We start from the raw sequence: 12,325 nt of genomic DNA on the forward strand, positions 1-12,325 counted from the left end.
CTTGTCGAAACAATTACCCACAGTGCCGATATACGGCATACCATTCTCCAAGGCGAGCATGGACGAAACGGTTCAATATTTAACAGAAGCGATTGAGGGAAGACAGATCACGCATGTGATTACCGCTAACCCGATCATGATTATGTCAGCAGTTGAGAGTGCAGCCTACAGCGCTATGATCCGCCGGGCCGATCTTATCGTGCCCGACGGAGCCGGAGTTGTATGGGCCGCCAAATACGTTGGAACTCCAGTTGCCGAGCGGGTCACAGGATTTGACCTGATGCACCGTCTGCTTGAGCAAGGCGAGAAGCGTAGATGGAAAGCCTATTTGCTGGGTACTTCGCAAGAGGTTATTGAAGCCGCGGCCGAGAAGCTCCAGCTGCAATACCCTCAGGTGAAAATTGTTGGTTATCGGAACGGTTTTTTTGGTCCAGAGCAGGACGAGGAAGTGGTAGCGGAGATTCGCGAGGCAGCGCCTGATTTATTATTCGTGGCGCGAGGCGCGGATACGCAAGAGCCATGGATCGTGAAATTCAAGCAAAAGCTCGGCGTGCCGCTAATTATGGGCGTCGGCGGCAGCTTTGACGTCGTTTCAGGCAAGCTAAAGCGGGCTCCGATGATTTTTCAGAAGCTTCGTTTGGAGTGGTTTTACCGCTTGGCGCAAGAGCCGAAACGCTACAAAAGAATGCTTGTTTTGCCGAAATTCGTAGTGAAAGTGCTCCGCGACAAAGAAAACGTAACAAAACCTCGGATTACACCATGATATTCTCGTTAAAATCGGCTAAATTGGTTGAAAACGGGGTTGGAGTTTCTTTTTCAATCGGAGTATAATTCACTTCGGTAGAAAGAAAAGGGGAGTTGCACACATGCCGGTAGGCTTGCTGTATTCAATTGGGTTCATAATCGCTCTTGTTCTTGCCATTGCGATGACGCCGCTTGTTAAAAAGTTTGCATTCAAAGTTGGCGCGATAGACAAACCAAACCACCGCAAAGTACATACGCGCATTATGCCGCGTCTTGGCGGTCTAGCTATTTATATTGCATTTGTAGGCGCATTTTTTCTCTTATCGCCATTTATACCGGATGGCCTTCTAAGACCGCAAGATTCAAATATGATTAACGCCTTGCTTGTGGGCGGTACGATGATTATTATTCTAGGAGCGTTCGATGACCGCTTCGAGCTGTCAGCGAAGGTGAAGCTGCTCGGCCAAATCGCCGCAGCCTGCGTGGTCGTCTTCGTCTTCGATGTGAAGATCGACCTGCTGAACATCCCGTTCGGCGAAACGATGCAGCCGATTGCCGGTTGGATCAGCATTCCGCTTACGATTCTATGGATCGTCGGCGTAACGAACGCCATCAATTTGATTGACGGCTTGGACGGGCTTGCCGCAGGCGTATCCGGCATTGCGATAGCGACCATCGTTGTCATGGCTTCGCTGATGGGTTTCCAGCCTGTTATTCTGCTTAGCACGCTTCTTCTTGGAGGAATTGTCGGGTTTCTCGTGTTCAACTTCCATCCGGCCAAAATCTTCATGGGAGATTCGGGCTCGCTATTTCTCGGCTTCAGCCTTGCGACGCTGTCGATGCTTGGCTTCAAGCAAGTAACGATCGTTTCGTTCGTAACGCCGCTGCTTATTATCGGAGTACCGCTTTTTGATACGTTCTTCGCGATCGTTCGCCGCTGGGTGAACAAGAAGCCGATATTCGCACCGGATAAAGGTCACTTGCATCATAGGCTTCGCGATTTAGGCTTCAGCCATCGCCGTACGGTTTTGATTATTTGGGGAATAGCGGCCATCTTTGGCGCGCTTGCTATTGTCCAATCGGCTGTCGTGCAATCGAGTGCCGCCAACTGGATTACGTTCGCCGTCATCTGCATGCTGATGTTTTTCCTGCAGATCGGTGCGGAGGTAACCGGAATCGTAGACAAGACGCGCAGGCCGCTTATCAATTTCTTAAGCCGAATGAGGCTCAGGCTGAAGCTTGATGCCGAATCCCGTTCCAAATAAGAAAGAGCTCCGAATCCCTAATGGGAAACGGAGCTCTTTTTTTGCGTCTAAATGCTCATTTCACTAAAAAAATAGGACTTGGAAGCCGATAACAACAATACAGAACTTTTCTGCGGTCAGCGCGTCTAACTGCAAAGCATCCGATAACTGGCTAAAGAGGAAAAGGGAGGAAGGTTTATTCACAAGTAAGCCGCTAAGTCGTCAGTCCAACTATCATTCTAATACCATGCTCGTTATATACATAAAGGAGGAACATTGTTTTGAAAAGATTACTTTCATTAGCACTAACGTTGGCGTTGTTGATTACATTGTTGCCGCCGTTCGGCTCGTCGCAGGTGGCGAATGCCGCAGGTTCTTATTTTCTATTCTCCAATGAGAATGCAGCACCGGGTAGCGCACGTATTGTATCGAGCCAGTCTGTAAAGATTGAGGGGACGATTAACGGCGTAGTAGGCAACTCAATCAGCTACAATGTGAAGCAAATTACTTGGAATGGCGCGAAAGAAACAGAAGTAAATAAAACCGAGGAAATTACAACGGGTATATCTACTTCAACGGGAGATAATAGCATCGTGATCTCCAATCTCACACTTTTCCCAGGCTTGAACAAAATTACGTTTAAAGGGATTGCCGGCGCGTCTACTGTCAGTGAATCCATCTATATTGAATACCGCAACAGCCCTATGCTTTATGACCTTAAAGCTACCTTCGAGAACAAAGATTATGTAATGCCAGAAGACCAGCCAACGATGTTGTATTCAACAGCACCGCTTGTTCAACAAACCGGTGAAATTGTTATTTCTGGTAAAGCGCCGAACGCTCAGAAAATAACGGTTGTCATTAATGACAGAAGTTATGATTTCAATGTCTCGACAACATCGAGCGATAGCCGGTTCAGCACTTCTTTGCTTAGTATCCAAAAGGGTCTGAACAAGATCATCCTGAAGGTGCATAATAACGGGCAAATCGTGGAGACGACACGCGAGGTTGCTTTTTATAATGGTGAGGTCACTTTTTATGATCTGAAAATGGCAACAACATCGCAGTCAGTTGCGTTGGAGCCGAATTTGAATTTCTCCACAAATGCAGTTACGGCTGATTCGATTCAAGTAACAGGCAATGTTATATTGCCGCTGCCGCTTTATGATTTAACTGGAACGAACCCAAGTGCAACGATTCCGGTTACAGCAGCGAATCTCCGACCTCTTTTAAGTATGGAATTGAAACAGGGCTCTGGCACTTCCGGCACTTCTACGACTATCAGCCCGATTGCTTCTTCCATTACGTTTACACCTACTGCCATCGATAGTACAACAAAATTTATTACAGTAGCCTACAAATATAATTTACCGGCACTAACTTATGATCAAACCAATCAATTGCGTTTATTAGCTCCGAATGGAGCAGCTCTTCAGGGGTCAGAATGGAAAACATTTGTTATTCGCAACAGTTCTTTAGCTTATATCTACGATATCAACTACTTATCGGGCTATGACCCATCCATGACGTCAGCAAGTCAGCTCCAAGGTCTTCAAAGCACGGATATTCCTGCAGACGGTGTGAATGTTTACGCAATGCCTATGGGCGTTGAAGTATTAATCGGGAATTACGGCAGCGGGCCATATACCGATCTTTTATTGCTAAATAACAAGCCAGCTTCGGATCTTACAGCAGGCTTCACACAAAATAGCCACACCGAAATTGTATACCGTACGATTAATAATCAATCCGTGCCTTTTCTAAGAGCGTTTATTGAAGTTAATAAATTGCCAACCTTTGGAACGAATTCTTTATCCTTTAAACTGAAAACCGGTTCTACTGAAGTGAAAACAGTAATTGCGAAACTACTGTATGGACCTTATGTAAAGTTCGATACATTGGTTGAAGGAATGAAAGTCGAATACGATTCGGTTCGGGATGCTCCGCTTGTATTATTGAACAAGCTTGGTCTTTTCAATGGTCAATTGTTTAACGTGGCCAACCAATCGGACGTCATATACAAAGCGACGACAACAGCACAACAATCGGTCTTCTTGTATATTAATAATGTAGAGATTCCACTTGAAGCGAATGTGAGTCAAACGAAGTTTAAACCTACGGGGACTACGGAGTCTATATTTAATATTTTGAACAAAGCTGGCGAGAATACAGTGAAATTCGTATTCCGCACAACGAAGAATACCTATGAGAATACATTTAAATTTAACGTGGTGCCAACCAATCTGCCAGTTATTCCGGCCCCGAACACAGATGGCGTGTATCCATACAGTGCAAATCTATCAACGCCATTGCCAAATGATGCGAATTTCCCTAAGCAAGGAAGCATCTATACAACCAAAGAAGCTCGCTTGAATGTATACGGAACATTTGACTTCATCGATTTGGGTGGCGAGACAACTTTTGCTGCAGGTCATACCAATCTAAACACAACGCAAGGGCAGTACATCGTTAGGATTTCTTCACCGAACTGGAGCACGGATATCAAGTGGGATCTAACGAGGGAATTTACTCCGACTAAAAAAGGCGTTCCCTTGCCTGCATATGCGACACAACCATATAACTCTGGTTTGGATTCGAATAATATCGATAAAAACGTATCCACGCCTGACGCTAAAATTGATTTCTTCTATGATGTAGACGGCCAATACTTCTATTTCAAAATCATCAATCAAAAGATGCCTGAAGATGGAAGTTCACAAGTATATGTAATGACAGTCTTTAATAGCGGTGAGGCAGGACCTCGTGCAACCTACCGTATGGAAATTGATGCGACATCGATTCCGTATTCGATCCTTGCACCATTAGTGGAGGAGCGTACGACAAATCAGAACTATACCGAGGTCATTATTGCTTCACCAGGAGCAGAAACGCTGCTAATCGGTAAAGAAGTGGCTAAAAAAGTCAAATTCATTGATTATAGTCAAAGTACACCGCAGTATATTGATGCTTTTAGCATTACGGTTAAGGAATTAAAACCGAACAAAGCGAATAAGATTACGTTCACGATTACCCGCGGGCAAGATAAAATTACCGATTTCTTTAATATTGTTTATCAGCCGGCCAATATCCCAGGTGCGCAATACTTAGAAAAAATGCAAAGCTCGCACAAAGTTTTTGACGGTAACCTAGTTCTTGCATTTGCTAAGAACAGTAAGCTAGTTCGTCCATCTTACAATTCTTCAACGAATTATTCGGGACAAGTATATAGCGATAATGATATTCTATTCGCGATTGCTAACCCTAATGATGGAATCGTTGATCGCCATGAATTTGAAAGCCAACCGCCGAACTATTCAGCAAACAGCATAGCCGAAGGTAATCTTCATATCGGCTATCGTTTCCAGGATCAAGCTAGACAGTTTATCAAAGCAAGCCCGCTCTTCTGGATAGATGGCGGACAAGCCGATAATCCAGACCCAAGCTCGCCTACGTTTGACCCAGTTACGACGGGAGCGGATCCATTCCCATTCCCTAACGTGGTCGGCAAAGCAACGGACAGCTTCGCAAAACGCTGGAATAAGTTCGGACTTGAGCTGGCGCCGACTGCGCCAGGCAAACTGACTTTGACTTATGATTCGAACGTATCGCAAAGTGCGGGCACAACGATTACCGTATTCCGATTTGATCCATACAACAGCACATGGGAAAATATCGGTGGCGTTGTAGACGATAAAAAACATACGATCACCGTTCCTTTCACGAAATTCGGTTATTATGTCGCTGTGAAGCTTACACGCGGCTTCAATGACATTAACGATCATCCTTATGCACGAGAAGCAATGGAAGCTATTTATTCAAAAGGCGTAATGAATGCAGTCGATCCAATTGGCGTGTTCGGCGCAGACCGCTATGTAACGCGAGGTGAATTCACTCGTATGATCATTCGTGCTTTGGATACACCGCTTAATTATGGCGGAGATTTGCACTTCTCTTACTATCCAGAGACAATCACCAATGCAAGCAACGCGAACGCCATCTATGACTATCGTTATATTGAGACAGCAGCGCGTGCTGGTTTTGTTCGCGGAACAAGACCAGGTTTCTTCGATGAAGATATTGATTTATCCCGTCAGGATGCTTCGGTTGTACTGGCTAGAGCGTTGAATCTTAAACTAGAGACAGATGCGAAGAAAGCCAAGGCTGCTCTAGACAAAACCTATAAGGATTCGGGCAGCTTTGATTATTATTCGATTCCAGCTGTTATCGCTATTCAGAAAAAGGCTTTTATCCAAGGATCGCTCATTGATCCGAGTAATCCGAAGGGTGGTTCTGTATTCAACCCTAAAGCTAAGCTGCTCCGCAGCGATGCTGCAATCATCATTGCAAGAGTAATGGCTGATTTGAAGAAATTGCCTAAAATCTATAGTCAGTAACATAAACAAAAGCAGAGCGGCAACATGCCGTTCTGCTTTTGTTTATGGGCAACGTGAAACATTATCCATGGAAAATGTTTGACATCGACGATTTCTATGAAAACAAGCTATACTAACCAAGTACTCAGTAGGCACGGGCATTATGTCTAATGAGTCACAAACCCCGCAAAAATAAATTTTTAAATTATTTTCCGCAACATCGCAACTTTTCGCTACAGCGTGCGTTTAAATACATGACGTTGTAACAATTGCTTGGTTTGATGCGATGGACCTATTGCTGCTGGAAAGGAATTGGAATGAATTCACAACTTCCTCTTTACGGTACGGCCCACCCATTGTATAATATTATAGTGGTGGCGCGACTCTAGCAATTTATAACTTTTTTTTACAAGTTTCTACGACATGATTTTACAAATGGGTTTATCATGAACGTAGACATCATTTATATCAAATCTATGCTCAACTCTGGAAAGGGGGTGAATCGGCTATGAGGGAAAAGAGCAATTCACTATTTAAACAAAACTCTCAACAACCGCACGTATTTAGAGGAGGAGAAATAAAGGTTATGAAGAAAAAAATAGCAGCATTTGTACTAGCTACAGCGCTAGTGCTTCCAATTTCCGTTCCAGCGTTTGCAGCAACACCTTCTGATGTTGTAGGTAAACCAGTACAATCATCAGTAGAAGAACTAACAGCACTAGGCATTATCCAAGGTTACGAGGATGGTACTTTCAAACCTGAGAACCAAATCACTCGTGCAGAGCTTGCAAAAATCATCGTTATCGCTTCTGGTAACGAAGGTGCTGCAAACTTGATGGCAAGCGTTAAACCAGCATTCACTGACGTTAAAGCTAGCCAATGGTACACTGGCTACATCAACGCAGCTGCTGCTAAAGGTTACATCGTTGGTTACAACGGTAAATTCCGTCCAAGCGATAGCGTTAAATTTGAAGAGGTTGTAGCTATCCTAGTTCGTTCATTGGGCTACAAAGAAAGCCAATTGTCCGGCGCATGGCCGTACAACTACCTTCTTGCAGCACAAGATACTAAAGATGGCAGCTTGTTCGAAGGCCTAGACATTACGCCTGGAACAACAGCTAACCGCGGTATTGTTGCTAGATTGACTTCTAACACAATTAACGCTAAAACAGTAACATACACAGGCACTAACGGTGATGTTGTTACTTATGGTGACAAACTGGTTACTAAAATCGGTGAAACATCGAAAGCCGTAGTATCCGCTGCAACACTTACTAGCGACAAAGAAATTTCTCTTGACGGCGCTCTTGTTAAAACTTCTGACAAATTTGTTGTAACTGGCGGAAAAGCTCTTGCTGATCTAGTTGGTCACACAGTTACAGTTGTTAAAACAAAAGACAAAAAACAAGTTCTTGCAGTAACTGATGCTCAAGCATCTGACAAAATTGTTGCAATTGAAAATGATGCAACTGCAGACACTGTAGGTTACAACACTTACATTGTTGACAAAAACAGCAAATCCTACACAACAGTAGGCACTGGCAAGTACCTTGGTTTCCAAGATAACTTCGTAAATCAAGTAATTGGAACAAACCTTGCTGCTGCTAAAAAAGCTACATTGTTCTTGAACGATGATGGTCAAGTTCAATTCGTATCAGTTGTAACTTACACTGAAGACAAATTGGTAACTGGTTACGAAGCAAAAACTTCTTTCCGTGATGCTCGCGTTAACTATGCAACTAATGCTTCTGTAAGCATTAAAGATTCAACTAGCGTTAAACTTAACGGAGTTGTTGCATCTGCAGCAGACCTGAAAGAAAATGACGTAATTCGTTTCGTATTGAGCGGAACATCTGCTGTTATCCTTGAAGCTACTCGCGAAACTGTAACAGGTAAAGTTGAGCAAGTTAAAGTTGAAGGCGGCAAATACTACTACACTGTTTCTGGTAAAGTATACGAAGACTTGTTCGCTACAAGTTCTGCTACTGCTCTAACTTTGAACTCGGAGTACACTTTGCTCTTGAACAAAGATGGTAAAATTGCTGGTTCAAAAGCAGCTTCTGCTAATACATCGAGCAACTATGCAGTTGCTATTGAAACTGCTGTTCCAAACGTTTCTGTAATTGAGAATGGCGAAGTGAAACCTGGTTTCACTAAACTTGAAGTATTCTCAGTTAAAGAAAACAAAAATGTTGTAGTTTATTTGAAACCTACAGATATTACTGGTAATATCGTTGATAACTCGATCGTTAAGTTGACTTACAACTCTGACGGTAAAGTTACTAAAGCGGCAGTAACTTCTACTTCTGCAGCTACTGGCGTAATTGTTAAAGATGTAACTGCAACTACAATTGCTACTACTACAAACTCGACATACTATGTAAACAGCAACACAGTTTACTTGGATGCTTCGAATCGTGGTGACAATGTTGTGTCCGTTGCAACTGCTGCTAAAGTTACTAAAAATGACGTAATCGCTGTTGTTCTTAACAGTAACAACGTAAATGCTGATTTGGTAGTATTGGTATCTGATTCTGATGCTGCTAACACTGAAACAACTGTACGTGGTACTTATGTATCGAAATATTCTGTTGCATCGGGTTCAACTACTTCTTACTTCGTAACATTGAATGTAAAAGGTACTGAAACTCCACTTGCTGTAACGCAAACTGCTTACGATGATATTACTGCAACTGCTAAACACCAAATCGTAACTTTGACTGACCTTGTTGGTGGTAAATACAACGGTGCTAGCAACGCAACACCGAATGTAACTGCTCTGACAGATGTTTCTTCTTCAAACAGCACATTCAAAGCTACTGTTGGTGGAACAGCTAAAGATTACATTGTTTCCCCTGGAACTACTGTTTACTCAGTAGATAAAGACGGTAAAGTGATCATCGATACTTTCGGTGCTATCTCTGCTGTTGTTGGTGGAGTAATCGGTACTGACTTCAACCTTTATGTAGTAGCTTCTGACAACGTAGTTGGCGGAACTTACACTGAAGCGGCTGTAGTCGTTGTTAAATTGTTGAAATAGTATTTACCAATTTAACTTCATTATCAACTTTACAAAGAAAGGCCGTCACGTATGTGACGGCCTTTCTTTTGTTCATACTCTGTTCATATGGAGCAGTTATATTTTTAAATAGGACTGTTTAAATATTTATGGTTTAAGGAGTTGATGTGAAACAAATTAATGTAAACAAGAAACTTAAAGCACGTTTCTTACGTCTAATTATGTATATCAAAAAGATACGGAGTGAATCAGATGAATCCAAGAAGCTTTAGTAGAGTTCATAAGCTCGTTTTTGTATTAATTGCCCTAATCGTATTTGTAACGGCGATGCCTGAATCGCATGCAGCAACAACAACAGCAAACGTTTTTAAAAAGGTATCTCTATCGAAGGCATCTTATGTTCAATTAACAGATGCTAATCTAGTGCCGAGCGCCAGTGGTTCAACTGCAAGCTTTACTTTTACATTTTATAACGGTGACAGTACACCTATTAACCTTGTCGATTATTGGGCGCGTTTAAAATCGAAAGGAGGAAGCAAATATACGTTAACCTTGCTGGACGCAGATAAGAAAAAGAAGGTTTTGCCTAAGGCGACTACAACGTTAACCTTTTACAGCGAGGTAAGCTCGAAAATGACGTTGGATCAGTTAGTAGTAAATATAATAAAATTCGACTTTGCCGTATCAGGATATGAAAGGTCGATAGCACAATATTCTTTCCCAAAAGGATTTTCTAATCATGTCAAAGCTGGTGGATACAAGTCTATTTTGATTGGAAATTCAAACGTAAATGTTAGAATTGACCAAATTAATGCAACCAAAAAAGATAAAAATTACGTTTTTAATGTATCTCTTGTAGCGCGCAACAATGGGAAGTTTGGCGTTGCACTCCCGCAGTATAGCTATTATGTGCAAACACCATCAGGACTATATAAGTTAGCATTACGAAATAAAACGGATGAAACCCTTACATTGGAACCTACCGTGTTGAATTCTGTTCGTTTAACAGGCAACATACCGACGAGCGTAGCAACAAGTGGATGGAAACTTGTAGTTACACAAGGCATAGGTGCAGCTGAAACTACGAAAACAGAGTTACCCATTGTAATCCTTGAAGCTCCATTTAAATTAACGACAACAACAACAACTGCTAAAGCTTCATTTACGAATGATGATGGAACCTATGAGGTTGAATTAAAAAATGTTCAACGTTTACCACTAAACAATCAAGATCAGGTTGTAGCTGAGTTGGTTATTCGAAATAAGGAATCAGTAAACTTGCCGTTACCAGATTTAACGGGCTTATTCTCGATTGATGAAAATATAAAGCTTGCAACTAAACTGATTAAAAATAATGGTGATCTCGGTATTGCTCCCGGTGGTTCATCAGTAGTTAGCTATGTGGGCTCGATTCCTTATGCGTATCAATGGAAAAAATTTAACTTGAAATTAAGTGAAAAAGAAAATGATACAACAATTGAGGTTGCTGAAGTAACGAAGTCCAATGTTACACCTATTTCTGTTATAGCAGAAGGTGCTACGTATTTACAACAAAGCAATGGAGTACCTTTTGCTGCAGAGGTAACAGATGTAAGAACTTATACAGGCACGAAAAATGATACATTCGTCGTATTTGTAGATGTTACAAATAAACAAAATAGAAGTAGTGCGCTACCAGTATGGTCAGGCTATTTCCAAACAGCAGATGGGAGCATTTTTGATGCAAAAGTTCAAAAACCTAATGTACTTATTAATCCAACTAAGAAAGAACAAATGATGGTGTGGACAGAACTTCCTGAAGGTATTGATAAAACCGGTATTAAGCTTGTTTTAGGGGAGGCTTACAATGAAAATGGATTGATTCAAGGGACAGGTGAACCAACAGGATACTTACGTGCGGTTCAACTGTCGCTTCCTAACGAGAAAGAAGCAACATCAAGTTTCAAACAGCTTGAGGTAGGGCCTTACACAATTGAAATGAATTATTATAATGCATTTATGGATGGACATATTTTGGATGCTGATATAGGTGGTAAAGTTAAGAAAAATAATGATTATGCAAGCTATTCACAATCGCAGCTTACATTGGAATTGGAACGAAAAGATTTGAACCAAATTCTGCTCTCTAAAACAATCTCTTTCGAGGGTAATGTTGAGGGTAGTATTAAGTGGAAAATCGGTGAAAATTATAGTGAGATTAAAGAAGAAATTAAAGATCTAGCTGTGTGGGATAACTATACATTAAACGTTTATGAAACCTTCAACGGGAATAAAAAATTACTAGCAAGTGTTCCCACACAATGGTCTATGGTAACAAACTGGATTGCTGAATAATTATTCATAAGAAAACTGGTTTCTCCTACTTCAATCTAGTATCCTAATAGGAGACGCATGATAGAGAGGAGAGTTACTAGTGAAAAAAAATGTAGCACGTGGAATTGTTGCGGCTGTATTGATAGGAGCTGGAGTGTGGGTCGGCGTGAATTTTGCTTCGCCTCTTGAAGCAGAATCCAATGCGCTCACTCCGGGCTCAGCGGAGGATCCAGTTGTTACAAAGAGCTATGTAGACGCATTGCTTAGCAATAATAACGGAGGCTCATCTGGGGGCGGAACAACGCCTGCTGTCGATTCCCAGCTAGAAGTTGTAACGGTGCCCGTGGGGAAAACATTAATGGCTGGCCAAGGCACAGAGGTCATTGTGCGCGTTGGAAAAGCGATAGCGTATAGCTCTGATGCAAGCGGAATAGCAGATTTGACTGGCGGAACGGATCTAACAAAGGGCAAAGCGGTTCCAACCAACCACTTGCTGTTATTCCCTCGCGCGGGACGGGGCATATTGCCGGACCCAAATCAGAAAAATGGACTGACCGTATTAGTTAAAGGCAGCTATACTTTGCAATAATATGGATGATTAAGCTACATTTTACCCGAGCTGACAATAGATT

At 42.2% G+C, this 12,325-nt stretch carries 6 protein-coding genes; all 6 read left to right on the forward strand.

Annotated features, from left to right (window positions below; genetic code table 11):
• The first annotated feature begins 1 nt into the window (after position 1).
• The 6 genes from FHS16_RS22940 to FHS16_RS22965 all read left to right on the forward strand — a co-directional run bounded on the left by FHS16_RS22940 (position 2) and on the right by FHS16_RS22965 (position 12,282).
• Positions 2 to 763, forward strand: coding sequence for a WecB/TagA/CpsF family glycosyltransferase (locus tag FHS16_RS22940; protein WP_512699004.1), 762 nt, complete (start codon positions 2 to 4; stop codon positions 761 to 763).
• A 103-nt stretch (positions 764 to 866) separates the two neighbouring features.
• Positions 867 to 2,009 carry a glycosyltransferase family 4 protein gene (locus FHS16_RS22945; RefSeq protein WP_183568335.1) on the forward strand — a complete coding sequence of 381 codons (1,143 nt, stop codon included), beginning with the start codon at positions 867 to 869 and terminating at the stop codon, positions 2,007 to 2,009.
• A gap of 260 nt (positions 2,010 to 2,269) precedes the next feature.
• Complete coding sequence (locus FHS16_RS22950) at positions 2,270 to 6,382, forward strand: S-layer homology domain-containing protein (protein WP_183568338.1); 4,113 nt, start codon at positions 2,270 to 2,272, stop codon at positions 6,380 to 6,382.
• A 487-nt stretch (positions 6,383 to 6,869) separates the two neighbouring features.
• Positions 6,870 to 9,401: an S-layer homology domain-containing protein gene (locus FHS16_RS22955; RefSeq protein ID WP_183568341.1), complete on the forward strand. Its 2,532-nt coding sequence runs from the start codon at positions 6,870 to 6,872 to the stop codon at positions 9,399 to 9,401.
• A gap of 231 nt (positions 9,402 to 9,632) precedes the next feature.
• Complete coding sequence (locus tag FHS16_RS22960; protein WP_183568345.1) at positions 9,633 to 11,714, forward strand: hypothetical protein; 2,082 nt, start codon at positions 9,633 to 9,635, stop codon at positions 11,712 to 11,714.
• Between the two features lie 79 nt (positions 11,715 to 11,793).
• Positions 11,794 to 12,282 carry a hypothetical protein gene (locus FHS16_RS22965; protein ID WP_183568348.1) on the forward strand — a complete coding sequence of 163 codons (489 nt, stop codon included), beginning with the start codon at positions 11,794 to 11,796 and terminating at the stop codon, positions 12,280 to 12,282.
• Positions 12,283 to 12,325 lie beyond the last annotated feature (43 nt).

Origin of the sequence: Paenibacillus endophyticus (genome assembly GCF_014192395.1) — a bacterium.
Taxonomy (GTDB): domain Bacteria; phylum Bacillota; class Bacilli; order Paenibacillales; family Paenibacillaceae; genus Pristimantibacillus; species Pristimantibacillus endophyticus.

Excerpts from the sequence above, each read along its gene's own strand:
- FHS16_RS22955 (WP_183568341.1), top strand. The coding sequence starts at position 6,870 with ATGAGGGAAAAGAGCAATTCACTATTTAAACAAAACTCTCAACAACCG.
- FHS16_RS22945 (WP_183568335.1), top strand. The coding sequence starts at position 867 with ATGCCGGTAGGCTTGCTGTATTCAATTGGGTTCATAATCGCTCTTGTT.
- FHS16_RS22960 (WP_183568345.1), top strand. The coding sequence starts at position 9,633 with ATGAATCCAAGAAGCTTTAGTAGAGTTCATAAGCTCGTTTTTGTATTA.